Annotated in this window: 21 protein-coding genes and 1 tRNA gene; 16 read left to right on the top strand and 6 right to left on the bottom strand. The window is 67.0% G+C overall.

Going from position 1 to position 26729, the window contains the following annotated elements; all coding sequences use genetic code 11:
• Nucleotides 1-24: 24 nt before the first annotated feature.
• Genes N5J29_RS06905 through N5J29_RS06870 form a run of 8 tightly spaced genes read left to right on the top strand, consistent with a single transcriptional unit; the run spans nt 25 to nt 10356 of the window.
• A complete protein-coding gene (locus tag N5J29_RS06905; protein ID WP_197624602.1) occupies nt 25-192 on the top strand; it encodes a hypothetical protein in 168 nt (55 codons plus the stop codon).
• Nucleotides 189-3656, top strand: coding sequence for a phage tail length tape measure family protein (locus tag N5J29_RS06900; RefSeq protein WP_197624604.1), 3468 nt, complete (start codon nt 189-191; stop codon nt 3654-3656). Before N5J29_RS06905 ends, N5J29_RS06900 begins: the two co-directional genes overlap by 4 nt.
• A 27-nt stretch (nt 3657-3683) precedes the next feature.
• Nucleotides 3684-4148 (top strand): hypothetical protein, encoded by a 465-nt coding sequence (locus N5J29_RS06895; RefSeq protein WP_197624606.1) that lies wholly within the window; start codon nt 3684-3686, stop codon nt 4146-4148.
• Complete coding sequence (locus N5J29_RS06890; RefSeq protein WP_197624608.1) at nt 4145-4624, top strand: DUF1833 family protein; 480 nt, start codon at nt 4145-4147, stop codon at nt 4622-4624. Before N5J29_RS06895 ends, N5J29_RS06890 begins: the two co-directional genes overlap by 4 nt.
• On the top strand, nt 4624-5001 hold the full coding sequence (locus N5J29_RS06885; protein ID WP_197624610.1) for a nitrite transporter: 378 nt from the start codon (nt 4624-4626) through the stop codon (nt 4999-5001). The genes N5J29_RS06890 and N5J29_RS06885 overlap by 1 nt, the downstream gene beginning before the upstream one ends.
• Nucleotides 4998-8063, top strand: a complete 3066-nt coding sequence (locus N5J29_RS06880) for a host specificity factor TipJ family phage tail protein (protein WP_197624612.1) — start codon at nt 4998-5000, stop codon at nt 8061-8063. Before N5J29_RS06885 ends, N5J29_RS06880 begins: the two co-directional genes overlap by 4 nt.
• Before the next feature lie 21 nt (nt 8064-8084).
• On the top strand, nt 8085-9608 hold the full coding sequence (locus N5J29_RS06875; RefSeq protein WP_279924258.1) for a WD40 repeat domain-containing protein: 1524 nt from the start codon (nt 8085-8087) through the stop codon (nt 9606-9608).
• Between the two features lie 10 nt (nt 9609-9618).
• Nucleotides 9619-10356, top strand: coding sequence for a hypothetical protein (locus N5J29_RS06870; protein WP_065175921.1), 738 nt, complete (start codon nt 9619-9621; stop codon nt 10354-10356).
• Between the two features lie 27 nt (nt 10357-10383).
• On the opposite strand, the gene N5J29_RS06865 is transcribed toward N5J29_RS06870, so the two are convergent.
• Nucleotides 10384-11049, bottom strand: coding sequence for an SOS response-associated peptidase (locus N5J29_RS06865; RefSeq protein ID WP_197625209.1), 666 nt, complete (start codon nt 11047-11049; stop codon nt 10384-10386).
• 164 nt (nt 11050-11213) lie between these two features.
• Here N5J29_RS06865 and tmk point away from each other — a divergent pair, with 164 nt between their 5' ends.
• Together tmk and N5J29_RS06855 are read left to right on the top strand one after the other, a co-directional pair.
• Entirely contained in the window at nt 11214-11888 is a 675-nt protein-coding gene (gene tmk, locus N5J29_RS06860) for a dTMP kinase (RefSeq protein ID WP_065177559.1), read from the top strand.
• Between the two features lie 54 nt (nt 11889-11942).
• A complete protein-coding gene (locus tag N5J29_RS06855) occupies nt 11943-12452 on the top strand; it encodes a hypothetical protein (RefSeq protein ID WP_197625206.1) in 510 nt (169 codons plus the stop codon).
• 3 nt (nt 12453-12455) lie between these two features.
• Here N5J29_RS06855 and N5J29_RS06850 read toward each other — a convergent pair whose 3' ends face one another.
• On the bottom strand, nt 12456-13664 hold the full coding sequence (locus N5J29_RS06850; protein ID WP_197625204.1) for an integrase arm-type DNA-binding domain-containing protein: 1209 nt from the start codon (nt 13662-13664) through the stop codon (nt 12456-12458).
• A 156-nt stretch (nt 13665-13820) separates the two neighbouring features.
• Nucleotides 13821-13896, bottom strand: a tRNA-Ala gene (locus N5J29_RS06845).
• 252 nt (nt 13897-14148) lie between these two features.
• Here N5J29_RS06845 and N5J29_RS06840 point away from each other — a divergent pair.
• Nucleotides 14149-16443 (top strand): TonB-dependent receptor, encoded by a 2295-nt coding sequence (locus N5J29_RS06840; RefSeq protein WP_331250510.1) that lies wholly within the window; start codon nt 14149-14151, stop codon nt 16441-16443.
• Nucleotides 16444-16510: 67 nt separating this feature from the next.
• On the opposite strand, the gene rnd is transcribed toward N5J29_RS06840, so the two are convergent.
• Entirely contained in the window at nt 16511-17590 is a 1080-nt protein-coding gene (rnd, locus tag N5J29_RS06835; RefSeq protein WP_053520336.1) for a ribonuclease D, read from the bottom strand.
• Between the two features lie 84 nt (nt 17591-17674).
• Here rnd and N5J29_RS06830 point away from each other — a divergent pair, with 84 nt between their 5' ends.
• Together N5J29_RS06830 and N5J29_RS06825 are read left to right on the top strand one after the other, a co-directional pair.
• Nucleotides 17675-19558 carry a formylglycine-generating enzyme family protein gene (locus N5J29_RS06830; RefSeq protein WP_279924253.1) on the top strand — a complete coding sequence of 628 codons (1884 nt, stop codon included), beginning with the start codon at nt 17675-17677 and terminating at the stop codon, nt 19556-19558.
• Nucleotides 19559-19644: 86 nt separating this feature from the next.
• Nucleotides 19645-20541: a M48 family metallopeptidase gene (locus N5J29_RS06825; protein WP_053520218.1), complete on the top strand. Its 897-nt coding sequence runs from the start codon at nt 19645-19647 to the stop codon at nt 20539-20541.
• A gap of 34 nt (nt 20542-20575) precedes the next feature.
• Here N5J29_RS06825 and xseA read toward each other — a convergent pair whose 3' ends face one another.
• Entirely contained in the window at nt 20576-21916 is a 1341-nt protein-coding gene (xseA, locus tag N5J29_RS06820) for an exodeoxyribonuclease VII large subunit (protein ID WP_164150597.1), read from the bottom strand.
• Between the two features lie 69 nt (nt 21917-21985).
• Nucleotides 21986-23062, bottom strand: coding sequence for a tRNA epoxyqueuosine(34) reductase QueG (gene queG, locus N5J29_RS06815; RefSeq protein ID WP_164150595.1), 1077 nt, complete (start codon nt 23060-23062; stop codon nt 21986-21988).
• A gap of 23 nt (nt 23063-23085) precedes the next feature.
• On the opposite strand from queG, the gene N5J29_RS06810 reads away from it, so the two are divergent.
• From N5J29_RS06810 to N5J29_RS06800, 3 genes are all read left to right on the top strand, one after another.
• Complete coding sequence (locus tag N5J29_RS06810; RefSeq protein WP_164150593.1) at nt 23086-24570, top strand: NAD(P)H-hydrate dehydratase; 1485 nt, start codon at nt 23086-23088, stop codon at nt 24568-24570.
• The gene (tsaE, locus tag N5J29_RS06805; protein ID WP_111186443.1) at nt 24567-25049 is read left to right on the top strand and encodes a tRNA (adenosine(37)-N6)-threonylcarbamoyltransferase complex ATPase subunit type 1 TsaE; all 483 of its coding nucleotides are present in this window, start codon (nt 24567-24569) and stop codon (nt 25047-25049) included. The genes N5J29_RS06810 and tsaE overlap by 4 nt, the downstream gene beginning before the upstream one ends.
• Before the next feature lie 82 nt (nt 25050-25131).
• Nucleotides 25132-26682: an N-acetylmuramoyl-L-alanine amidase gene (locus N5J29_RS06800; RefSeq protein ID WP_164150591.1), complete on the top strand. Its 1551-nt coding sequence runs from the start codon at nt 25132-25134 to the stop codon at nt 26680-26682.
• Nucleotides 26683-26729 lie beyond the last annotated feature (47 nt).

Below are 26729 nucleotides of genomic sequence, written 5' to 3'. Positions count from 1 at the left end.
CGTCGCAGGAGCGGTCCGGAGGCATTGACCTTTGCTGACGTTGGGGAGTGGTGCCGGCTGCTGCTGGTCGACCCGCTGCCGCAGGAGGTGGAGATGCTGATGGCCATGGACGACACCTACCTCAAAGCCGTGCGGGAAGACCAGGCGGCAGCCCAGCAGCGCGCCATCGAGGAAGCGAGGAACAGGAAATGACCGATATCGCAGAGCTGGGCTACAAGGTCGACAGCAGCGGCTTGGTGGAGGGCACCAAGGCACTGGATGACAACGCCGCAGCTGCCGAGAAGGTCAGCGGCGCCACGGATCGGCTGGAACGGGATTATCAGGCCTTGGCGCGGACGGTCGAGCGTTCCTCCAGCGTGTTGGGGGACCGTCTCGGCGGAGCTCTGGACCGCATCGGCACCGGTACCGGTTCAGTAATCACCGAGCTGCAATCCCTCAACCGGACGAATGCCGAGATCCTGGCCTCGCTGGGCGCACTCGATGGACGACTGGCCAGCGCCGCGAGCCAGGCTCAGGCCTACGGTGCGGCAGGCGCCGCTGCCGCCGCCTCGACGGCACAGGTCGCCACCGCCAGTCAGCAGCTGGAGCAGCAGCTGGCCCAACAGGAGGCGCGCTACCGTGCGGTGGCGCAGCAGGCTATGGCCTGGTCGCAGGGCAACCAGTCGGCCAACCTGTCCGAGCGTGCCCTGGCTGAGGCGGCCCGCGAGGCAGCCTTGGGCATCGACTACAAGGCGCGGGCGATGGCTGCCGCAGGGAGTGAGCAGGATCGGATGGCCGCGCGTGCACGGTCCCTTCAGGAGGCAGAGGCGCGCGCCACCAACGAGGCGCAACGGGCCGCGGCTGCCACTGAGGCGCAGAAGATCAACCTGCAGCAGCTGCTCGGCCAGATCGACCCGACCGTGGGCGCACTGAATCGTCTGGCCGCCATGGAAGAGCGTCTGGAACGTGCGCACAAGGCCGGGCTGGTCAATCCGGCGGTGTTCGATCAGTACCAGACCAAGATCGACGCGATGCGCGCGTCCGTGCTGAATGCCACCAACGCGCAGAACGGCATGGGTATGTCGGCCCGGCAGCTGCAGAACAACCTGCGAATGATCCCCATGCAGGTGACCGACATCACCACCAGCCTGATCAGCGGGCAGCCGGCCTGGATGGTTGCAATCCAGCAGGGTGGCCAGCTGAAGGACGCGTTCGGAGGCATCGGACCTGCGGCCAACGCCGTCGCCAGCTACGTCCTGGGTCTGATCAATCCGGTTACCTTGGCCACGGCGGCGCTCGCGGCAATGGCCCTGGCCGCAAAGCAGAATCAGGATCAGCTCTTCGGGTTCCAGCGTGAGCTGATCATGAGCGGGCAGGGTGCTCTGATTGGCGCCGCTGGATTCGAGGAACTTGCCGACAACCTGGATCGACTGGCTGGTGTATCACGCGGAGGCGCCGTTGCTGCTCTGACCGAGACGGCGAAGGCAGGCCGCTTTGCAGGAGAGCAGTTCGAGCTTGTGGCCGGTGCCGCAGCGCGGATGGAAGCGTCAACGGGTCGCTCAGCGGCGGCTACCGTCGACGCCTTCGAGGCAATCGCAAAGGAGCCTCTGGAAGGCCTGCTGAAGCTCAACGATGCGGAGCGGTTCCTCACGGCCGCACAGCTGCAGCGCATCACGACCCTGCGAGAAGAAGGGCGATCACAGGAGGCGGCGAACGAGGCCATCCGGCTCTACGCGAACCACCTGAACGACGTCGCCAGCCGCACGGAAGCGGTGATGCCGGCCATGTCGAAGGGGTGGCGCGACATCAAGGACGACATCGGTAGCGCGTGGTCAGCCCTGGGCGGCTTCACAAACGCCGTGGTCGATCTGGCTGGGGAATGGGGTGTGCTTGCGCGCTTGCCGCGCCTGAGCGATGTGCTGGGGCTCGGACTGGCGGGCGGCACCCTGGTCAAGAACCTCGGGCTGCCGTCTTTCACCGACGCGCTGAATGGCATTGCCGCCAGCGTGCGTGGCCTACCGCCGCTGCCGAAGCCGATCGATGAGAACGGGGCGCTGGATCCGCAGACCGCGCGAGACCTGGCGGCAGTGACGCAGGAGCGCGCTACAGCGGAGCAGGCTGCGGCCGAGGCCATCAATGCCCAGGTCGCTGGGCTCGACCGGGCATCGGCGAAGGAAGCTGCAAGGCTGAAGATCATCGCCCAGTACAACAGGCTGGCCGAAAACGACGCCCGGCATTTCGATGGTTCGATGCAGCGGTTGATCGCGAAGGCTGAAGCGGATGTGGACAAGCAGTTCAACCGTCGGGACGGTATCGGCAGGAGGAACGGCGACGACAGCGCAGCGCAGAACGTGCTGGCGGCAGCCCAGCGCCAGATTGAGGCCAACAAGCAGCTGGTCGACACCGGCATAAAGGTCACCGAGAGCGAGCGCCAAGCGATGGCGATCGAGCAGCTGCTGGCCAAGAGCAAGAACACCATGACCGCGGCCACACGGGCGCAACTGGAAGCGGCCAAGGACGACCTGCTCGCTTCGGGGCAGAAGGCAGTGGCCTACACCAAGGAGAAGGAGGCGGCAGAGGCTCTGGCTCGACAGCAGGCCATCCTGGCGCAGGCGGGGAGCAACCGCGACCGAGCCAACGAACTGGACCTGCTGGGCATGAGCGGCGGATCCGACGGCGTGGCAATGCTGCGCCGGCAGCTGGATATCCAGCGTGAGTACCAGGAAGAGCTGAAGCGGCTGGGAAGCCGCGACGTTGCCCAGGACAAGGCGACGTGGGATCTGCTGGCGGCCAACGCCGACGCCTTCAGAAACCGGGAACTGGAAAAGGAGAGGGCGTTCCAGGAGCAGCGGCTGGCGATGCTGGGGGACTGGCGGCTGGGTGCACAGGTGGCATGGCAGAACTACGCCTTCGACGCCACCAATTACAACCAGCAGGCCCAGGACGCGGTGCAGTCCACGCTGTCGACCACCACCAGCAGCATCGCTACGCAGATTGACGAGCTGATCAGGGGCAACCAGTCCCTGGGCGACTCGTTCAAGAACGTCGCTGTGGACATGGGTAATGCAGTGATCGGTGCCCTGGAGCAGATGGCTGCGCAGTGGCTGGTGTACAAGGCAGTGCAGCTGGCGGTAGGTGAGTCGACGTCGTCAGCGTCTGCGAACACTCTCGTTGGCAATGCTGCCGCCACCGCTGCGCAGGCAGCCTTGGCGGCATACGCCTCGACTGCGGCTATCCCCATCGTCGGCCCGGCAATGGCACCTGGAGCTGCACAGTTGGCGCTGTCCGCGACGGCGCCGTATGTCGCAGCCGTGGCAGCTGCCGGAGCGGTCGGCATGGCGCACGACGGCATCGACTCCGTGCCGAGAGAGGGGACCTGGCTGCTGGACAAGGGCGAGCGCGTGCTGACCGCCGGGACCGCGGCAAAGATGGACGCGACACTGGATCGCATCGCGGCGTCGCGAGCGGCGGGGCCTGGTGCTGGGGGCAACGTTTACGCCCCGACGATCAACGTCAACGGCGACCCGGACGCCAGGACGCTGGCGATGGTGGAGCAGAGCGTCCGCCGCGGCATGCAGCAGAACTACGACCGCATCTCCTCCGAGCTGACCACGGGACAGGGTCGGGTCGGGAAGGGCTTGCGGAGAGGTAACAACGTGTCGCGCCGGGTCACCTGACCTAGCGCAACCATTGCGAGGCCACACATGGCAGCTGCAGTCCCCTATCCGGCATGGCTACCCCTGCCGCTCCGCGACGGCTATGGCATGAAGCCAGTTACGCCGCTGCTGACCTCCCGCTTCCAGAGCGGCGCATCGCTGACCCGCAGGCGTGCCACCAGCACCCCGTCGATGGTGACCCTGTCGTGGTTGCTGACGGACCGTGTGGCGGCGATGTTCGAGAAGTGGGTGCAAGAGGACCTGGTCGATGGATCGGCCTGGTTCCTTTGCAAACTGAGGACCCCCATCGGCGAGGACTACTACCGCTCGCGCTTCACCGCCGATTTCTACAACGGCCCGTATCTGGTCGACGGTGACTTCTGGCGAATCGATGCAACGCTGGAGATGTTCAGAAGGCCGCTGCTGGCGGATGGCTCGACGGCATATCCGGACGCGCTGTTCAACTCGGACATCGTTGACCTCGCAGCGAACAGGGAGTGGCCCGAAGCATGAGCATCCTGGAACGCCTCTATGCATCCGGTGGCCGTGAAGTGGAGCTGGAGACCCTTGCGATCCAGGTAGGCGCACAGACCTTCTACCTGACCAAGGGCTGGGACGACATCACCGCGACCTTGGAGACCGGAGAAGTGGTCACGTTCACTGCCTGCGGCATGGATATCGCCAAGCCGGCACGCAACGCGGATGGGGTGCAGGATCTGCGCTTCGCGATCAGCAACATCTCCGGCGTCGTGAGTACCCAGATCCGCGCGGCTCTGGAGGCCAAGGTTGAGATGGTGGCCACCTTTCGGCTGTACCTCAGCACCGATCTACTGGCCCCGGCACAACGCCCCTTCAGCGTGGTGGTCAAGGGTGGCCAGTGGACCGCCACGGAGGTGCAGATCACCGCGGGATTCATGAACGTTCTGGACACGGCGTGGCCACGCGATCGCTACGTCCTGTCGAAGCACCCTGGACTGAGGTACATGTGATGAACATTGATCTGGAGAAGTACCTTGACGTGCGCTGGGTGCGCGGTGGGCGGCAATTCCCCGAACTGGATTGCTACGGGGTCGTGAACGAGGTTCGTCGTGACATGGGGTTGGAGCCCTGGCCCGACCATGCCGGCGCCACTGTGCAGGAACTGCCAGACCTGGCCGCGGACGCCACGAGCGAACGTAGCGGAAGCGACATGGTCCCCGGCGCGGTGGCGTTCTGCTATCAGGGCAGTCTCGTCCAGCATGTGGCCGTGCTCGTCGAGGCCGACGGTCGCCTAATGGCGCTGGAATGCAACGAGCACCACGACGTTACTGTGCTGCCGGTCGCGCGCTTCGAGTGCCGCTTCACCCGAGTGGAGTACTACGCGTGATCCGAATCTTCCCATCCCGCATGCCCGGCGAGCCGCTGGAGACGCATGATCACGGCCGGACCACTGTGGAAGGCTGGTTGCGCTCGTCGGTCCCGAGCTTCAGCTCGGCCGGGCCGCATCCGATCGAGGTCGAAGTCGCCGGCGTTCCTGTGCCGCCGGAGGCGTGGCCGTCCACATGGATCGACAGCGACACAGACGTCGTCATCTACCCTGTCGCTTACGGCGAGGGCGTCGCCGCAGTCGTGTACTGGGTGGTGGTGGCCGTGGCGGCGGCGTATGCCATCTACATGGCAAGCAACCTGCCTTCCGGCAACCGGTACGGGCAGGGCGACTCCCTCAGCCTGGACACCGCGCGGGCGAACAACGCCAGGCTCGGCAGCCCGATCCGTGAAGTGCTGGGGCGCTATCGGGTCTATCCAGACTACCTGGTGCAACCCGTCTCCCGGTTCATCGATCTGCACAGCTACCAGACCAGCATGTTCGTCTGTGTGGGGAAAGGGCAGCATGTGATCCCGCTGGGCGATGCGCGCATCGGCAACACGCCGATCAGCTCCTTCGGGAGCGACGTGCAGATGACCATCTATCCGCCCGGCGCTGACGTCAGCGGCGATCCGCGGTCGGAGAACTGGGTGAACTCCACCGAGGTTGGGGCGACGGCATCAGGCACGGCCGGCCTGGACCTGAGCGACACCGCGGATGTGTCAACCAGCATCAATGCCGCATCGGTCACGGTCTCGGGCAACGTGCTGTCGCTGAACAATGCGACCGTTACCGGTGCCGATGGCAAGGAGCGGCCTGCCACGGAGGTACCCCCAACCTGGACGGTAGGCGCTGTGCTCACGATCAAGGTCGCCGCGGTGTTCGTGATCAGCACCAGCGGCCTCTACTCACAGATTGCAGGCAGTGCCGTGGACGAGCTGGCCCCATTCGTCGGAATGCCGGTTCTGCTGACCTACAGCGGCGCCGACTATGCACTGTTCGTTGCCAGCTACGCACCCGGAAGCCCGGCGGTGCCTGGTGTGGGCGGCAGTCCGGCAAAGGTCACCGGATCCGCGCCAGCCAGCAGCTTCGATTTCAGCGGTTCGCCGGTCTCCTTCAGCTTCACCTGGAATGGCACCACCTACGGCGTGGCACTGGAGGCGAACTACATCACCATCGGCGTGATGCTGGGTGCCATCAACGATCAGCTGGTCGAGAGCGGTCTGGTGGCCACACAGACTGGCGGCGTGGTGACGGTCGGGGAGGGCTCAAGCCCGTACCTTGGCGGCTCGATCAGCTTCAGCGGGCTGCCCGCCGCAGTGTTCGGCGCCAGTCCAGTCGCCACGGCGGGTGAAGCAACGTCTGGGGGAGCGCCAGCCACGCCCCCAAGGATCACCTTGGCCTACGACAGCGCGGCGGGGACCGCCTTCGGCGGGCTGCCAGTCGGGTCCGCTTCCCTGGCGATGGCTCGCGGACTGAGCGAGTACCGCATTGCGTCCGTGTCTGGCCTCACCCTCTCGGTGGAGCGACTGACCGAAGCCGGGATAGGGGACGCGTCGTGGCCGGGTTGGCTCAGCCGCACGGCGACCGACTACACCGTGACGGGGTTGGAGGAAGGCGAAGAGTGGCTGGGACCGTTTCTGGTTTGCCCCGATGGGGAAACGACGGATGCGTTCGAGTACGACTTCAGCTTCCCCGGCGGTCTGATCTGGTACACGGACAAGGGGAATAAGCGCACCTTCACCGTAACACTGCGCGTGGGCTACCGAGTGTTCGGATCCGGCGCCGCTTGGACCGTGCGCTCGCACACCTACACGGCGACGTCTGAGGACGCGCTGGGATTCAGCGAGAGGGTGACGCTCGGGGCACCTGGGCAGATCGAGGTGCGGATCCGCCGCGTCACCGAGCGGGGAGGCAATTCAGCGCGGGACGCATGCTACTGGCAGGGCCTGCGTGCCAGGTTGTCGCAGCGGCCGAGCCGTTACGACGATCTGACCACCATCGGCCTCACGGTGACGACGGGCACGAAGCTGGCAGCACAGTCGGATAGGCGTTTCAACGTGCTGGCGACCAGGCAGTACGCCACCGGCACCGCACGTACCATCAGCGCGGCGATGAAGCACGTGATGCGTTCGCTTGGCCTCCCCGAGGATCAGATCGACAACTCCACGCTGGACCATCTGGAGGCGACCTACTGGACTCCGCGCGGCGAGTTCTTCGACTACAGCGCTGAGCAGTCAGGCGGTAGCGCGCTGGATGTGCTGCAGCTGGCCGCGCAGGCCGGGATGGGGTACTTCCTGCTGACCGATGGTATGTGTTCGGCGGGGCGCGAGGGGATCAAGACCTGGCGCGGCGCCATCTCCCCACAGAGACAGCTGGAGCCGCTGGCAACGGCATTTACCGCCCCCGGTCCTGACGATTTCGATGGCGTGGACGTTGTCTACATCGATGAGGTCACCTGGGCTGCGGAAACGGTGGAATGCCGCCTGCCAGGGATTGACACGCCAAAGAAGGTGGAGACGTTCGAACTCAAAGGTGTCGGGAGCCGGACGCGAGCCTATCGGTTCGGCATGCGCCGGCTGCTGAAGCACCAGGGACAGCGCCTGACCTTCACCACCAAAACGGAGCTGATGGCCCTGCGGTTCGACTTCGGCGACCGCGTGAAGCTGACCGACGATATCCCCGGGTCCAGCACGATCAGCTGCATGATCGACCACGCCGAGCTGCAGGGCACGCAGGTGCTGATCGAAGTCGGCGAGTACCTGGACTGGAGCCTGCCGGAACCGAGATGCCTCATTCGGTTCCAGGACGGATCGGCATCGACAGTGATCGTGCCGACGCGGGTGGACGATCACACCCTGACCATCGCCGCTTCATCGCTGCCGGCGGAGAACGCCTTCAGCACCTGGATCCTTGATGACCCTACCGTCGATCCGCCGGAGCTGATCTTCTGCGACAGCTCTCGGGTGGGCTATGACGCAGTCCTTTCAGAGTTGACGCCCGGCGATGACGGTTCGGTGGAGATCACCGCGCTGCAGTACTCCCCGGCTTTCTACCAGTACGACGACGCGGCCGCGCCGTAACATCAACGGAGAAACACCACGATGACGACCTTCAACACTGGGAATCCGGTGCCGTCGACCGCTGTCAAGGATTTGTACGACAACGCCGAGAACCTGGATGCCGGCATCAACGGATCTGCTCGGACGTGGGTTGATCGCAGGGGCGAGACCCGTCGCAGCTGGAACGGGATTGAGGCGGATTTCGATGAGTTCCTGGCCAACGGCAGCACCATCGAGTTCCCCACTTGGGCTGCGGCCAGCGCTGCGGCGGGAGCGGGCAGCATCCCCTTGAACCGCCAGGTAGCGGTGATCGGTGACACCGGCAGCCACACCGACCCCGTATCGGGCCAGGAGGTGCCGAACAGCGGCCGCTACATCATGGTCGAGGCTGGGCTGCAGTGGGTTTCTGAGGATGTACTGACGCAAAAGGCGGACAAGCAGGAAGTTGCTGAGGTTGCCGGACGGCTCGTGTCTACCATCACAGGGGAATACATCGAGATCGATGGCGATATGGCCGGCAACGTCGCCTTTGCCGTGCATGCCGATGGCACCCGGGAATTTCTGCGAACGAAGGTGGGCGGCATGACGGTCTCGATGGTGGACTCCAGCACCGCGGCGGTAGACGGCCGCATCGACTGGCATGGGAACTACCAGGAGTGGGCGCAGGGGCTTGCGGGCTACCTGGAGAACGCGCTGCTGGTGGAGATCGACAGCGTGGGGCGAGTGGGGCGGATTCTCTGGGCCGACGGGTCGCAGTGGCCGAGCGGAACGCCCGAGCCGACGCAGTTCGTGCTGGTGGACCAGACATCGCTTCCCAACGGCGCGCAGGGCGAGAATGCCAGCGGCGGTTGGACCTGCACCGGCCTGGACGTGATCAGCACGGGGAAGTGGCTGGGCTGCAGGCTGGTCGGTAACGATGGTCGGGCCTATGAGGGTAGTTCGGGCGGCCAGACGGCGCCGTTCCTGTGCTCGATCGTGTGCACCTCGCCGGACATGCGGCGGATCCTCTGGGAGATTCCCTGCAACACGGCTGCCTTCCCGGGCATCCAGTCGATTCAGGGCGTGGCCTGGGACACCTCGGACGACACGATCTGGTTTGCCGACAAGACGAACAAGATCATCCGCCATATCACCCTGGCGGGCGTGAAGCTGCTGGACGAGATCGTGGTGTCGCACACCCTCAACGGCATTGCCTACCGGCCCGACCTGGATGCGATCTACACCCCGGACGAGGGCACCAGCACGATCCGGCTGGTGTCGTGCGCGGACGGCTCGGTGCTTCGCACCCAGACGGGCATCCACCCGCAGGCCGACCAGCTGCACTACGAACAGGGGCGAAATCGCCTGTGGGCCACGGTGGGCGCCAACGGCGTCGACGGCCAGGCCCTGGTCTATGACGCCGACACGATGGCCCTGCTGGAAACGCACACGCTGAAGGGATCGCAGTCGATCGAGGGCATCTGGTACGACCCGGACGCCAAGGCACTGCTGACCGTCAACGACGGCGGCTTCCACCTTTCCGCCAACCCGCCGCTGGCCCTGGCCTGCAAGTACAACTATCTGTGAGGACGACCCAATGCCCACCATCATTCGCCAGTACGCCGCGCCCGCTTCCTTCCCGGACACGATCATCCTCGACCTGGAACCGCCGATCGATTGGGGTGGCGTGGTGCCGGACGGCCACTTCCGTCTGGCCAAGACGCTGAACTTCGCACTGAACAACCGCATCGCGGCAGGGCTGGATGCGCAGCTCTCGAACGGGGGTTCCTACGAGGTCGACTCGCAATCGGTCTCGGTGGCCACCGGCACTGCGCTTTACGTGCCTGCGGCCGCCAACCTGCCGCTGTCGTTCATGTCGGTGTTCCGGCAGACCGCCGGCGGCGTCAACCAGACGCTGATGGGCAACGCCAACACCTCGGGCGGTGACTCCGCCGGCATCGGTGTCAGCAGCGGCGGGAACCTGGTCGCCTTGGCGCGCGCCGGCAGCACCAACTACGCGGCCAGCCTGCCCAAGGATGGCGGTGATCGCTGGGAGATGGTGGTCGGCACCTTCGACAACCGTCCCGGTGCAGGTGCCAGCATCCTGCGGCTGTACCGGCCGCGCACGGGCAGCATGGCGGAGGTGACCAACGCGACCCTGCCGGCCAGCATCGCCACGCATCGAATCCTGGGCGCTTCGGCTGGCACGTTGAACCAGAGCGTGCGCGGCGCGCTGTCGGCCTACTGGTTCGACCGGGTGCTGGCGCAGGCCACGATCCAGAACATGTACGCCTCGGTCAAGGCATCGCTGGCGACCAGCGGCATCGACATCTGACCATGGCGGCTCCAGCGCGGGGCTGCCTCACTCGACCTGCTGCAGCAGATCCTCGCGGTTGTTCCTGGGCGTGTTGACCGCCCGGCTGACCCGGTAGGCCTCCATGGACGGAGGCTCGCTGGCCAGCAGCATCGCCATCGCATCGTCGGGGCTGGCGGCCATCCACTCATCGATCTGGCTGGCCAGCAGCCACACCGGCATGCGGTCGTGGATGTCGGCCGACACGCCGCTGCTGTCCCCGGTGATGACGGTGAAGGTTCCCAGGTTGCCATCTGGCAGCAGGGGGCTGGTGTCCTCCCACAGGCCAGCCGCCAGCAACGGCTCGGCCGCGTGGATGAACCATGGATCCTTCTTCCCGTCGATAGGGCTGACCGACCATTCGTAGTAGCCGGCCATGGGGATGACGCAGCGCCGCTTCTTGAATGCCGTCCGGAAGGCAGGCTTGGTGGCCACCGTCTCGATGCGGGCGTTGATGGTTGAGCCCTGCAGGCCCTTGGCCTTCGCCCAGAACGGCAGCAGGCCCCAGGCCAGCCGGGTGACCTGCCGGCCTTCGCCGCGGTCCAGGATCACCGACGCCCGCTGTGTCGGGGCGAGGTTGTAGCTGGGCTGTATCTCGGCCAGGCCCGGGGCAAGGTCAGCCAGCTCGGCCTGGCCGAAGTTGACGACGGGGAGCTGGACGAATCGGCCGCACATGGCCGGAGCGTAGACCGGGAGGCTGTGGCCGGGGCGTGTAGGAGGCTACGTTTCCGCGGCGGCTCATGGCAGGAATGCTGTCAAGACTGGCCCTGTGACGGCCGTCCGCGTTAGCATCCCGCCCCCCTCTGGCGGTGCCGGGGCAATTGGATACACTACCCCGCATGACGAGCATCACCATCCCCGGTGGCCTGCTGGTTGCCATCGAGGGAATCGATGGGGCCGGCAAGTCGACCTTGGCCAAAGGCCTGACCGAGCGGCTTCGCGCCCATGGCGTGGCCGTTTCGACCAGTAAGGAGCCGACCAATGGGCCGTGGGGCACCAAGCTTCGTCAGTCGGCTGAATCGGGCCGCCTGAGCCCGGAGCAAGAGGTCGAATACCTGCTGGCTGACCGTCGGGATCATGTGGAGCAGTTCATCGAGCCGGCTCTGCAGCGCGGAGAGGTGGTGATCCTCGATCGCTATTTCCCGTCGATGGTCGCCTACCAGGGTGCCGCCGGGCTGCCGGTTGAGGACCTGTCGAAGGCCAACGACTTCGCGCCCCGGCCACACCTGATGCTTCTGCTCGACGTTGAGCCGGCCACGGGCCTGGAACGTATCCGCGCACGTGGTGATAGGCCGAACCACTTCGAGAACGAAGAGAATCTGGCCCTGTGCCGGCAAATCTTCCTGGGGATGGCCGAGCGCACGAAGTGTGTGATCGACGCCTCAAAGTCGGAGGCGGATGTGTTGGAAGACTCATATGCCCAGCTCATCCGCCAGTTCGCGCAGAACATCGGCGGCCTGTCGCTGGAGAACATCGAGAAGGTCGGCACCCTCATGGAAGGGCGGCTGGCTTAATCCGGTCAGGATTCAATCGCAGCATCTGCGACGCCCAGTCGTATCCTTCCGGCCATGCTTCCCTCGCACGGCCACCATGGTTTCCGCACCGCCCCGATCCCCTCTGGCTGGGTCCAGACCGGTGAGCGCTGGGCGCTCTGGTACAACGGCCGGGAAACGGCCGGCGTTGCCCCCGATGGTGGCGCCGGCGTGCGCCTGTGGATGGAAGGCCAGAAGATGTGGCAGGTGAAGGAAGTGCGCGCGGCGAGCGTCCGGCAGGCGAAGCGGTATGCCGAGCGCTGGTGTGCGGCCAGGCTCTATCCCGACCTGCCTCTGCGCGAGGCCGTCGCCCGGCTGACGGACAGCACCCCGATCCGACTGCCACCGCCACTGCCAGGCCTACCGCCAACGCGTGCGCAGCAGCAACAGGCGCGGCGCCTGGCTGAGTCTGGGGCGCTGGATCTGACACGGATCAAGGAAGCGCTGGAGCCGCGCAAACCGCCGGCGGCGACCAAGCCCAGGGCGAGGGATCCTCAGAAGGCGCGGGTGAGGGCGGCGCTGCAGCAGCTGCGGCGAGGTGTATAGCGGTCAGGCAACCCGTAGCTGCACCACGTTGCCGTCGCGCAGCCGGTCGAGGTAGTCCGCCCACTCCTGCATCATCCTGGCGCGCTCCTCCAGATGCTTGGTTCGGTTATACGCCCGTCCGTCGGGGTCTTTGACCATGTGGGACAGCTGGTGCTCGATGATGTCGGGCCGGAACCCGAGCACCTCATCCAAGATGGTGCGCGCGGTGGCGCGGAAGCCGTGCCCGGTCATCACGTCATCCTCGAACCCCATCTTGCGCAGCGCGGTGTTGATCGTGTTCTCGCTGAGCGGCCGCTTCGGGCTGTTGCGTCCCTGAAACACATACTGCCCTTTGCCCGTGAGAGGCTTGATTTCATTGAGGATGGCCAAGGCCTGCCTCGAAAGCGGGATCAGGTGCTCCCTACGCCGCTTCATGCGGCCTGCTGGAATCAGCCACTGAGCCGCCTCCAGATCGAACTCCGCCCATTCCGCCTTCCTCAGCTCGCCTGGCCTCACGAACACCAGCGGAGCCAACGCCAGCGCCCAGCGCGTAACCTGCCTGCCTCGGTAGGCGGGGATCGCGCGCAGCAGCGGCACCAACTCGCGCGCCTCAGTGATCGCCGCATAGTGGTTTCGGGGCGTCGGCTGCAAGGCGCCGCGCAGGTCGGCCACCGGGTTGCGTTTGGCCAGCCCGCACGCGATGGCGTACCGCATCACCTCCCCGCACTTCTGGATGACCCTGTGCGCCGACTCGATGGCGCCGCGCTTCTCCATCCTGCGGGCCAAGGCAAGGAAGTCGGGTGCCTCCAGCTCGGCGGCCTGTCGGCTCCCGATCCACGGCAGGATGTCGTTCTTCATCCAGGCCTCGACCTTTACCCGGTAGTCGTCGGACCAGATCCGGCCATCCATGAACTCGCGCGCGATCGCGCCAAAGGTCTGGGCTTCCATGCCGGCCTTGGCAGCTGCGGCCGCCTTCTTCTGCTGTCCAGGGTCGATGCCCTGAGCGAGCAGCCGCCTCGCGTCTTCGCGGCGGTTTCTTGCCAGCTGCAGGGGGACCTCCGGGTAGACGCCCAACGCCAGGCGCTTCTCCTTCCCGTCGAAGCGGTACTTCATCCGCCACCAGCGGCTGCCGGCCGGCGATATCTCCAAATACAGGCCACCCCCGTCGAACAGCTTCTGGGTCTTTCCAGTCGGTTTTGCGCGCCGAATCGCGAGGTCGGAGAGTGGGGGCATCGGTTTTAGGGGCGGAGGGCAGATGCCCCAAAATATGCCCCCACCGTCTCACCAGCTGCAACGCATCGCACCGGTCTGCACCGTGCAATGAAAAAGGCCGGAAGCCCTGAATTTTCAGGAGTTCCGGCCTTCTAAGTGCGCTGCCGCACTGGATATTGGTGGAGCCAAGGAGGATCGAACTCCTGACCTCGTCATTGCGAACGACGCGCTCTCCCAGCTGAGCTATGGCCCCGTAGTGCGGTGTCATTGTATCGCTGGCGGTCGGCCTTGCCAAGCGACGCGCGGCCGTGGCCATAGGCGACTGTGCCGAGTCCGCCGGCTTTCGTGCGATTCCGTTGCGCGAAACGAAATCGTAACAATTTGGAGGATAATCCCCAGTCTGCGCAGCAGTTCCCTTTCTCGCCGCCCGGCCCGCGCAGGCCGCCCGGACGTCTCCTCAGAGCTTTCGATGCCTTCCCATACCGATTCCCGCCGTCTGTCGGGCATGTCGTCTTCCCTCGTTTCCTTCCGTCGCCATCCGCTCGCGCTGGCCTGCGCAGGCCTGGCGCTGGTCGGCAGCTTCGGCGCCGCGGCGCAGGACAGTGCGCCGACCCCCACCGGGCTGGATACCATCACCGTGACCGCCGAACACCGTGAGCAGAACCTGCAGGAGGTGCCGGTGTCGGTGGGCGTCGTGCAGGGCGAGCGCATGCGCGACTTCACCGCCGGCGGCGACGACACCCTGCTGGCGCTGTCCGGCCGCGTGCCGAGCCTGTATGCGGAAACCACCACCGGTCGCATCTTCCCGCGCTTCTACATCCGCGGGCTGGGCAACATCGATTTCTATCTGGGAGCTTCCCAGCCGGTGTCGATCATCCAGGATGACGTGGTGCTGGAGCACGTGGTGCTCAAGTCCAATCCGGTCTACGACGTGGACCAGGTGGAAGTGCTGCGCGGCCCGCAGGGTTCGCTGTTCGGCCGCAACACCACGGCCGGCATCGTCAAGTTCGACACGCTCAAGCCGACGCAGGACTACACCGGCCGCGTCAGCGCCAGCTACGCCAGTTACAACAGCGTGTCGATCGATGGCGGCTTTGGCGGTCCGATCAACGATATCGCCTCGTTCCGCGTGTCGGCCCTGTACCAGCATCGCGACGACTATGTCGACAACACCTACAGCGGCCCGAGTGCGGATGGCACCGTCAGCCCGAAGAAGAACGCCATGGGCGGTTTCGATGACCGCAACGTCCGCGCCCAACTGCTGCTGACGCCGAGCGAGCAGTTCTCGATCCTGGCCTCGGCACACGCGCGCGATTACGAAGGCACCTCGACCCTGTTCCTGCGCGGTGCGCTGACCAAGGGTTCCAACCGCACCGACGTGCCGCGCGACCAGGTCGCCTACGACGAAGCCGACAACAACCCGCAGGCCTACAAGACCTACGGTGGCTCGGTGAAGGCGCGCTATGATTTCGGCGTGATCGACTTCACTTCGATCACCGCGTATGAAACCACCTCCGGTTACAGCCGTGGCGATACCGATGGCGGTGCTGCGGTGAACTATCCGGTCAACGGCGTGCCCAACGGCTACGGCCAGTCGATGGGCCGGATCCGCGACCTGGACCAGTGGACCCAGGAATTCCGTCTGGCCAGCCATGACGACAGCGCGTTGCAGTGGCAGGCCGGCGCGTTCTATTTCAACGGCAGCGACACCACCGACTTCTACCAGCGTGCCTGGTTCCTGCAGGGCGCTGCGCGCAATCCCAACAACTGGGTACGCCTGCGCAACAAGAACACCTCCTGGGCCGGTTTCGGCCAGCTCAGCTACGCCTTCACCGACAGGTTCACGGTGACCGCCGGCCTGCGCCAGACCCGCGACGAGAAGCACACCCGGCTGCTGAAGACCGCCGACACCGCTGCCGGGGTGGTGACCTACAAGGGCCGCACCGACGTCAGGATGTCCGATACCACGCCCAGCTGGGACCTGAGTGCGATGTACCAGATCACGCCGGACGTCAGCGTCTATGCGAAGGTGGCGCGCGGCTTCCGTGGGCCCACCATCCAGGGCCGTTCGGCGGTGTTCAATGCCGACTTCACCACCGCCGACTCGGAGACCATCCTGTCCTGGGAGGCCGGCGTGAAGAGCAGCCTGTGGGACAACCGCCTGCGCCTGAACGCCACCGCGTTCACCTACACCGTCAACGATATCCAGCTCAACGGTAACGATTCGGACGGCAACGGCGTGCTGTTCAACGCAGACAAGGCCAAGGCGTATGGTTTCGAAGCAGACATGGAACTGCGTCCGGTTCCCAACCTGACCCTGAGCGCCGGTGTCAGCCTGCTGCACAGCGAAATCAAGGACAAGCGCGTGTACGCGCAGGTCTGCGGCCTGAATGGCCAGGTGGTGTGCACGGTGGATGATCCGACCATCAAGGTGGGTGCGAACACCTTCGCGCAGATCGACGGCAACCCGTTGCCGAACGCACCGAAGTACAACGTCAACCTGGCCGCACGCTACGATTTCCCGGTCAGCGACGCGGCCACGATGTTCGTGTCCACTGACTGGAACAAGCAGGGCTATACCAGCTTCGTGCTGTATGACAGCAAGGAGTTCAACTCCAAGGGGGACTTCGAGGGCGGCCTGAAGATCGGTTACTCCGGCAACTACGGCGCCTATGAAGTCGCGCTGTTCGCACGCAACATCACCAACGAGAAGAATCTCAAGGGCGTGATCGAGAACTACATGGCCGCGGTGTACAACGAGCCGCGTACCGTGGGTGTGTCGCTGAACATGAACTGGTAATCGAACGGTTGCGGGAAGGGGCGGCCCGGTGATCCTGGCCGCCCCTTCCCGTTGCTGCAGCGGGTTGTCAGCGCACCGGCAACAATGGCTGCAGGCGCGATTCCAGCGCCTGCTGGCGCCATCCGGCCAGCGCCGACGGCCACTGGCGGTGCTCCAGGTAGCTTTCCAGGTGCTTGCGCGAGGCCAGTACGCCGTCCGCCAGGCCCAGCTCGCGGCTGCATTCGGCCACGGCGTCCTGCATTTTCTTCAGCGTCTTCTTGCTGCTGTCGGTGGGCTGGGTGGCCAGCGGCGCGTCCTGCTCATCGGCCAGCGGAGTGTCCAGGGCCTGCCACACGGCGGCTGTCAGCTTGCGCGGCGCCTTCGGGAACGGCTCGAACAGCTTGGCGAGCGCGTCGACATCGGCCGGTGGCGAGCGCGCCAGCAGGGCGGCAAGTTCGTTGTCCAGGATCCAGCTGCGCGGCCGGTCGCTCTGGCGTGCCTGCACATCGCGCCAGCGCAGCAGGCGCAGCAGGCGTCGCTGTGCCTCGGCATCGAGGAACTGGGCCGAGCGCATGGACAGGTGCGGCCAGCGGTCCTCATCGTTGGCGACGCTGGCCAACAGGCGTTCAGCGTCGTCGTGCAGCCACTGCTGGCGTCCCATCGCCTGCAGTCTCGCGTCGATCGCGTCATGCAGCGCGAACAGGTGCTCGACGTCATCGGCGGCATACTGCAGCTGCGACTCGGAGAGCGGGCGGCGCATCCAGTCCGAGCGGGTCTCGCCCTTGGCCAGGGTCACGCCGGTGATCTCCTGCACCAGCTTCTGGTAGCCCATGCCGGCACCGATGCCGGCCAGCGCCGCGCCGATCTGGGTATCGAACAGCGGTCGTGGCAGCACGCCGCAGGTCCATTTGAAGGCCACCAGATCCTCGCTGGCGCTGTGCATCACCTTGATGATCGACGTATCGGTCAGCCAGGGGGCCAGTGCTTCGGGCATGCCGGGAATCAGCGGATCGATCAGCAGGATGTCCTCGCCGACCGCCATCTGCACCAGCGCCAGTTGCGGCCAGAAGGTGCGTTCACGGATGAATTCGGTGTCCAGACCGATGCGGGTGGGACGCTGCTGGTAGTACGCATCCAGCTCGGCGGGGGTGGTGATCCAGATTGCCACGGGTCAGGGCCTGCTACTCGGGTTTGCTCAGGCAGGGGAGAATAGCCTAACGTCGGTCCGCGTCCGTGCCGAAGGAGGCTCTGCTTGCGTTTTCCGCTGTCGTCCGCGCTGTGCGCCAGCCTGGCCCTGGCTCTGGTCGCCTGCACCCCGTCACCGCCGACACCGGCAGGCAAGGCCGGCGAGGGTTCCGGCCAGGCGGCATCGCCGCCGGCGCCGGAGGATCGGCCGGCGGTGCAGGGCAGCGTGACCATCGCCGGTCAGGATGCCGCCGAAGACGTGCAGCAGTGGACGCCGCCCCGTGTCGATCGGGAGGGGCGCAGTCTGGCGCAGCTGCGCAGGGGCGCCGAGCAGGCGTTTGCCCAGGATCGGCTGTACGAGGATGGCGATGCCGCCATCCCGCTGTGGCTGGCGGTGCAGGAGGAGGTGCCTGACGACCGCCAGGCCCGTGCTGGCCTGCAGCGTGCCCGCCAGCGCCTGCTGCAGCAGACCGATGCCTTGCTGGTGCGGCCGCTGCAGCAGCGCGAGGCGCTGGCCGAAGCGGGACGCCAGGCGCTGGTGTTGCTGACCCTGGCCCCTGACGATGAAAAGGTGCGTGCCCTGCAGGCGCGGGTGGAGATCGCGCAACGCGTGGTGGCCTACAACCGGGCCGGCGAGGAGGACCTGCGCGCGGACCGGATCGGCGAGGACGGTGACGGCGCGATCGGCAGTTTCCGCGAGGCGTTGGCGCTTGACGAGGGCAACCGCCGCGCACGCCAGGGCCTTGCTGCGGCGGAGAGCGGCCTGATCCGGCGTGCCGAGGAGGCCGCCCGCCGCCGTGACTTCGCCAGTGCCGGCATCTGGCTGGCCGAAGCCAGCAAGGTCCGTGATTCCTCGCCGACCATCGCCGACGCCTTCGAGCGCATCGAGCAGATCCGGGCCAACACCCTGGCGCAGCTGCGCGACGAGGGCCTGCGCGACCTGGCGACGCCGCAGGGCCTGAAACCTGCACGCGAGAAGCTGGCCGAAGCACTGCGCATCGCGCTGCCCGGCGACGCGGTCGTGGCGCAGCTGCGCGAGCGCATCGATCTGGCAACCCATTACGGCAGCTTCCGTCCCGGCCAGGTGTTCAGCGACGCGATGCGCGATGGCGGGCGTGGCCCGCAGATGGTGGTGGTGCCGCATGGCGGCTTCCAGATGGGTGCAGGGGATGCCGAGCCCGGCGCCACCGATGCCGAGCGCCCTTCGCATTACGTGCGGTTTGACCGCGGTTTCGCGATGGCCATCACCGAGGTGACCGTCAGCGATTTCGAGCGCTACGTCAAAGCCACCAATGCCCGCCCACGCGCGACCCGTCGCGGTCATTCGGTGGTCTATGACGAGCGCAGCGGCAACTTCATCCGCCGCAGCGGTGTCGACTGGCGCTCGGATTACGACGGCGCGCGCGCGCTGGGCAACGCGCCTGTGATGCATGTGAGCGTGCGCGACGCGGAAAACTATGCCGCGTGGCTGTCCGAGCAGACCGGCTACAGCTACCGGCTGCCCAGCGAGGCCGAGTTCGAGTATGCGCTGCGCGCCGGCAGCAGCGGCCGTTATCCCTGGGGGGATACAGGCACGCCCCCGCCGGGCAGCGGCAACTTCACCGGCAGCAAGGATGTCTCGCCGTCTGGCCGGCATTGGCACAACGCGTTCATCGGCTATGGCGATGGCTGGTGGGGCCCGGCGCCGGTGGCGAACTTCCGGGCCAACGCGTTCGGCCTGCACGACATGGCCGGCAATCTCAGCGAATGGGTGGCCGACTGCTGGCATTCCAGCTACCGGCGTGCGCCCTCCGACGGCGTGGCCTGGTTCAACCCGGGTTGTCGGGCGCGGGTGATCCGCGGAGGCAACTGGGCGAACTCTCCCGAGCAGACCCGGGCGGCCTGGCGGCAGTCGCAGGACTCGGACACCACCAATGCCCGCATCGGGTTCCGCCTGGTACGCGGCATCTGAGCGGCCGGCTTCACCCGGCGCGGGCTCCGGCACACTAAGATTGCGCCGTGCCCGCCGGCCGGCGGGGCCAGCCGGAAGACCACCGCATGCGCAACGACCCATTTTCCCGCTCGCCGCAGGGCCCGCAGCGGCGTGGCCTGTTCGGCAACATCCGCTGGTGGGTACTGCTGCTGGCGGCGGGTTACGCGGCCTTTTACTGGTTTTCGAACCGGACGGTCGATCCCTATACCGGCGAGAAGGTCATGATCGACAGCAGCCTGGATGCCCAGCAGGAAACCGCGCTGGGCCTGCAGGCCTACCAGCAGATCCTGGCGCAGGAGCGGCCACTGGACCCGAACGCGCAGATCTCGCGTGACGTGCGTGCGATTGCCGAGCGGTTGATCGCCAAGGTCGATGTGGTGGAGACCGCATTGGCGCGGGAGCATGGCGTGGAGCCGGCCCATTTCGCGCGCAGCTTCCAGTGGGAGGTGAACGTGATCCCCTCCGAGCAGGCCAACGCCTTCTGCCTGCCGGGCGGGAAGATGGCGGTCTATACCGGTCTGGTGCCGGTGGCGCGGACCAAGGATGCGATGGCGGTGGTGATGGGGCATGAGATCGCCCATGCGCTGCTGCGCCATGGAGCGCAGCGCATGGCACAGCAGAAGCTGACCCAGATCGGGCAGATGGCCGGGGCTGCCAGTGGCATGGATGCGCAGCAGCAGCAGATGGTGATGTCGGCGATGGGTTATGGCTATCTGCTGCCCTACGCACGCAGCCACGAGACCCAGGCCGATGAGGTGGGGCTGATGCTGGCTGCGGCTGCCTGTTTCGATCCGCGCGAAGCGGTGCCGCTGTGGCAGCGGATGGGCCAGGCCAGTGGTGGTCAGTCGCCGCCGGAGTTTGCCTCCACCCATCCCAACCCAGGAACCCGGATCCAGAATCTGCAGGCCCTGATGCCGAAGGCGCTGGAGTACCGGAAGCAGTTCTGCGAGGCGGCCAGGTAGGAAGGCGCACGCCGGGCTGCGCCTTGGCCCCCGCTTACCTGACCGAGGTGACCTGCACGTCGATGACGCCGTCGCCCACGCGTGCCTGCAGTGCGTCGCCGGGCTGGACCTGTTCAACCTGTCGTACCAGTGCACCATCATCGGCACGGGTCACGATGCTGTAACCGCGTGCCACCGTGGCCAATGGACTGACCGCTTCCAGGGACCGGGCCAGGCCGCGCAGGCGCAGCGCATCGCGTTGCAGCAGCCGCTGCATCGCTGCATGGGGGCGTCCGCGCAGGGCCGACAGGCGACGCTGCATCGCGTCCAGCTGGCGCTGCGGATGATGGCCACGCAGCACCGCGGCAGCATGGCGCAGGCGCGCGGCACGGCGCTCCTGCTGCTGGTTGAACGCCGCGTGCAGCCGCCGGCCCAGCTCCAGCTGACGGCGCCGCAACAGGTCCAGCCGGGCCTGTGGACTCTGCGCATTCAATCGCAACAGCGCACGGTCGGCGCGCTGCATGGCCTGTCCTACCGCGTGGCGCTGCAGCTGTGCCAGCCGCGCGGCATAGCGGCGCAGGCGCAGGGCCAGGTCACGCTGGTCGGGGACCAGCAGCTCGGCCGCCACCGAAGGTGTCGGCGCGCGCAGGTCAGCGGCAAAATCACTCAGGCTGAAGTCGGTCTCGTGGCCGACGGCCGACACGACCGGCGTATCGCTGGCGGCGATCGCGCGCGCCAGCGCTTCGTCGTTGAACGCCCATAGATCTTCCAGTGAACCGCCGCCGCGGGTCAGCAGGATCACGTCGTAGCGACCACTGGCATCGGCTGCCTGCAGCAGGCGGGTGATCTGCGCGGCGGCGCTGGAGCCCTGCACCAGGGTCGGCAGCAGGTCCACCTCCAGCAGCGGGAAACGACGGCCCAGTACGCTCAGCACATCGCGCACGGCGGCGCCGGTCGGCGAGGTGATCACCGCCAGCCGCCGCACATGCGCGGGCAGTGCCCGCTTGCGTGCAGGATCGAACAGGCCTTCGGCGTCCAAGCGCGCCTTCAGCTCCTCGAACGCCCGCCGCAGCGCGCCTTCACCGGCTTCCTCCATGTGGTCGAGCACCATCTGGTACTCGCCGCGTGCGTCGTACAGGGTCACCCGGCCACGCACCAGCACGCGCATGCCCTCGCGCGGTACGAACTTCAGGTACTGCGCCTTCATCCGGAACATCGCCGCACGCAGCTGTGCCCGTGCGTCCTTCAGGGTGAAGTACAGGTGCCCGGACGCAGGGCGGGCCACGCTGCCCAGTTCGGCTTCGACCCAGATCGCCGGGAAGCTGCCCTCCAGCAGATCGCGTGCCAGCGTGTTGAGCTGGCTGGGAGTGAGAATGTCGTTGTTGCGTGGCTGCATGGGTACGGCGCGCTGCGGGTGGAGCGGGCACTCAGGATCGCACGTTGGCGCGCGCCGGGCACGCCCGGCTCAGGTCGTGCGGTGCTGTGCCAGCGCCCACTGCACGTGCTCGCGCACCAGCGGCGAGGGATCATCGATGCGGGTCTGCAGTGCGGCCAGGGTCTGCGGTGCTGTCGGCGCGTTGCCCAGTGCCACGGCGATGTTGCGCAGCCAGCGCTCATGGCCGCTGCGACGGATCGGGCTGCCTTCGGTGCGGCGCAGGAATTCCGCCTCGTCCCAGGCGAACAGCTGATCCAGGCGCGCGGTGTCCAGGTTGTTGCGTGCGCGGAAATCGGCTTCATCGGTGCGCTTGGCAAACTTGTTCCACGGGCAGACCAGCTGGCAGTCGTCGCAGCCGTAGATGCGATTGCCGATCAGCGGCCGCATGTCCTCGGGGATCGCGCCGTCATGCTCGATGGTCAGATAGGAAATGCAGCGGCGCGCATCCAGCCGCTGCGGGCTGGTGATGGCGCGCGTGGGGCAGATGTCGATGCAGCGCGTGCAGGTGCCGCAGTGCGCAGTGGCGGGCGCGTCGACCGGCAACGGCAGGTCGATGTAGATCTCGCCGATGAAGAACCATGAGCCTCCCTGGCGATCGATCAGGCAGGTGTGCTTGCCGATCCAGCCGAGCCCGGCGTTGCGGGCCAGGGCCCGTTCCAGCACCGGTGCCGAATCGACGAAAACGCGGTAGCCCAGTGGCGCGACTTCATCGTTGATCCGCGCAGCGAGCTTCTGCAGGCGGTTGCGCATCAGCTTGTGGTAGTCGCGCCCCAGCGCGTAGCGCGCCACGTAGGCGCGGCCGGGATCGGCCAGGGTCGCCCAGGCTTCGGTATCGTCGCGGTGGCTGTAGTCCATGCCCACGGAAATGACCCGCACCGTGCCCGGCAGCAGTTCGGCCGGGCGTGCGCGCAGCGTGCCGTGGCGTGCCATCCAGTCCATGGTCCCGTACAGGCCCTGGCCCAGCCAGTCGGCCAGGTGTGCCTCGTCCTCGCCCAGCTCGATGCCGGCAATGCCGCAGCGCTGGAAACCGTGTGCACGGGCCAGTTCGCGGATGCGCTGCACGGCCTGGACCGGGTCGGCTGGGGCAGGGGCGGGGACGGAGGACATGTGCACCAGTATAAAATCCCGGCATGCCCGATCTCTCTCTTCTGTTCGACACCGCTGCTGCGCGCGCGCTGGATGCCCGCGCGTCGGTGCTTGCCGGTGATGGTGGCTGGAGCCTGATGGCGCAGGCTGGCCTGGCGGGCTGGCAGTGCCTGCTGCAGCAATGGCCGGATGCCCGCAGTCTCTATGTGGTGGCTGGCGCCGGTAACAACGGCGGCGATGGCTACGTACTGGCGACCCATGCGCTGCAGGCGGGCCGCCAGGTGCAGGTGATCACCCTGCCGGGCAGGCTGCCCGCCACGTCGCTGGCGCAGCAGGCGGCGGCGGCATTCGCTGCCGCCGGCGGCAGCAGCATCGAATTCGACGGCCAGCTGCCGGTCGCCGACGTCGGCGTGGATGCGCTGTTCGGTCTCGGCCTGGATCGGGCCCCGGCCGGCATGGCGAAGGCGCTGATCGAAGCACTCAACGCCTCTCCGGCGCCGGTGCTGGCACTGGATGTACCCAGCGGTGTCGATGCCGATCAGGGCGGCGTTCCCGGCGTTGCGGTGCGCGCGGCGGTCACCCTGCAGTTCATTGTCTGCCACCGGGGCCTGTACACCGGCGACGCGCTGGATCATGTCGGCCAGCGTCGGCTGGCGCCGTTGGACCTGCCGGAGGCGGCGCGGGAAGGCATCGCGGCCAGCGCGGAACGCTGGGTCGGCGACCGTCTGCGGGCGCTGCTGCCGCCGCGCCGGGCCAATACCCACAAGGGCGAGTCCGGGCATGTGCTGTGTGTGGGCGGCAACCGCGGCAGTGGCGGCGCAGCGGTGATGGCGGCCGAGGCCGCACTGCGTGCCGGTGCTGGACTGCTCAGTGTCGGCACCCGTCGTGAGCATGTGGGGGCGATGCTTGCGCGCCTGCCCGAGGCGATGGCGCATGCGCTGGAAGATGGCGCGGCGTTGCCTGCGCTGCTGGACCGCGCACGGGTCGTTGCGATCGGGCCGGGCCTTGGCCAGGACGACTGGGCGCGTGCGCTGCATGCCAGCGTGCTCGCCTGCGGGCGTCCGCTGGTGATCGACGCCGATGCCCTGAATCTGCTGGCGCAGAACCCGCACGCGGTGCCTGATGCCATCCTGACGCCGCATCCGGGAGAGGCTGCACGCCTGCTGGGCTGCAGTACCGCCGAGGTGCAGGCCGATCGCTTCGGCAGCGCGCAGGCGCTGGCCGAGCGCTATCACGCCACGGTGGTGCTGAAGGGTGCCGGCAGTGTAGTCGCGGCACCTGCGCGGCTGCCGCGGCTGATCGCGGCCGGCAATCCGGGCATGGCGGTCGGTGGCATGGGAGATCTGCTGACCGGCGTCATTGCTGGACTGCGCGCGCAGGGATTGGACGCATTCGATGCCGCAGCAGGCGGCGCCCTGCTGCACGCGCTTGCCGGCGACGCCGCTGCCATCGACGGCGCGCGTGGTCTGCTTCCCACCGACCTGCTGGCGCCCCTGCGGCGGCTGGCCAATCCGGAACGCTCCCCATGAACGAATTCTTCCTTGCCGACAGCGATGCCACCGAACGTCTCGGGCAGTGGCTGGCGGCCACGCGACCGCCGCAGGCGTTGATCGAGCTGCGCGGCGACCTCGGCGCCGGCAAATCCACCACCGCGCGTGCGCTGCTGCGTGCGCTGGGCGTGCAGGGTGCGATCCGCAGCCCGACCTACACCCTGGTCGAGCGCTATCCGCTGGCCAGTGGCGGCGAGGCGTGGCATCTGGACCTGTACCGCATCGGCCAGGCCGGGGAACTGGATTTCCTGGGCCTGGACGAGGGCAGTGCGGTGCTGTGGCTGGTCGAGTGGCCGGAACGGGGGGCGGGCGCATTGCCGCCGACGGACCTGGTCGTGGCGCTGGAGATCGAGGGCCAGGGGCGCCGGGCGCGTCTCAGTGGGCTCAGCGACGCTGGCCGGGAATGGCTGCAGCGGCTGGCCGAAGGTGGAGACTTGCGGCCTGTTTCTGTCGCCTGACGAGAACAAAGATCGGCAGGTTACGGATTATTAAGGAAAAAGGTATTGCATTCCGTTCAGCGCGGTGATTGAATCCTGAGCCATGCGCCTGGGGAACCGTCTCATCGCCATCTGTGCCGCCGTCGGACTGGGTCTGGCGAGCCTCAGTGCGTGGGCGGGTGAAGTCCGTCAGGTACAGCTGAATACAGGCTCCACCGGCACCCGCGCGGAAATCTCGCTGGTCGGCAGTGGCGGCTACAAGACGCTGTCACTGGCCAACCCGAACCGGCTGGTGGTCGATTTCCCGGATTCCACTGCCGTGCGCAACCTGAAGATGCCCGCTGCGCAGGGCGTGGTGACGGCAGTGCGCACCGGACAACCGGTTCCGGGCACCTTCCGTGTTGTTTTCGATCTTGCGGAATCCGTGGCGCCGTTCCGCCCGCAGATGCAGCGCGAAGGAGAGGCGTCAAAGCTGGTGATCGAATGGCCGGGTGACAGCCCGGGCGTGGCCGCTGCGGCGCCGGCGCCGGCTCCGGCTCCGGTTGCCACGACCACGCAGACGACGGCACCCAGCATGCAGACGCGCAGCGACGCCGCCCGCGCTACCGCGTTGTTGACCGCGCAGGTGCAGCAGCAGGCCAGTGCCACGGCTGCCGCCCCGGCCGCGCCCACGCCGGCGCCGTCCACCGCGCCCGTGCAGGTGGCCGCTGCGGGCACCAGCGCCAGCAGCACCCCGCCGGCATCGTCGCCCGCGGCGATCCTGGCCGGCCAGCGCACCGCTGCGGTGGTGAGCAATCCGCCAGCCCCGGCACCGGTACCGGCATCGCCGCCGCCCGAACCGCCGCGTCCGGCGATGCCCAGCGACGCTTCGCGCATCCGTATGCAGCCTGGCATGCGGCACCTGGTGGTGGCGATCGATCCCGGCCACGGCGGACAGGATCCGGGCGCGATCGGACCCACCGGCAAGCGCGAGAAAGACGTTACCCTGGCGGTGGCGCGTGAGCTGGCCCGTCAGGTCAATGCCACGCCGGGCCTGAAAGCCTATCTGACCCGCGACAGCGACGTGTTCATCCCGCTGCCGATGCGCGCACAGAAGGCCCGCGCGAACAAGGCTGACATCTTCATCTCGATTCATGCGGACGCCGCCGAGAACCGCTCGGCGACCGGTTCATCGGTGTACGTGCTGTCCACCAAGGGTGCCTCGTCGCAGCGTGCGCGCTGGCTGGCGGACAAGGAAAACGCCGCCGATCTGGTCGGTGGTGTGCGCCTGCAGCAGACTGAAGGCACGCTGGCCAACGTTCTGCTCGATCTGGCGCAGAGCGGTTACATGAAAGCGTCCGAAGATGCGGCCGGCCACGTACTGGGTGGACTGAAGCGGATCGGCAACAACCACAAGCCAAACATCGAGCGGGCCAACTTCGCGGTGCTGCGCACCTCGGACATGCCGGCGATGCTGGTGGAAACCGCCTTCATCTCCAATCCGGACGAGGAGCGCCGCCTGATCGACCCGGGCTACCAGCGCAAGATCGCCGGTGCGGTGCTCGATGGCGTGCACACGTTCTTCAGCCGGCAGCCGCCGCCGGGGACGCTCTACGCGGCCCGCGCACAGGCCGAGATCGACGCGGCTGCCACCATGGCCGGCGGCAGCAAGTAGGCCGCACCCTGTTGGACCGGCCATGCCTGGGGCGTGGCGCATCATCG

It is taken from the genome of Stenotrophomonas sp. GD03680 (genome assembly GCF_029844625.1).
Taxonomy (GTDB): domain Bacteria; phylum Pseudomonadota; class Gammaproteobacteria; order Xanthomonadales; family Xanthomonadaceae; genus Stenotrophomonas; species Stenotrophomonas maltophilia_P.
Note: the sequence above shows the minus strand (reverse complement) of the source record. Positions and strands in the feature narration are given on the sequence as shown.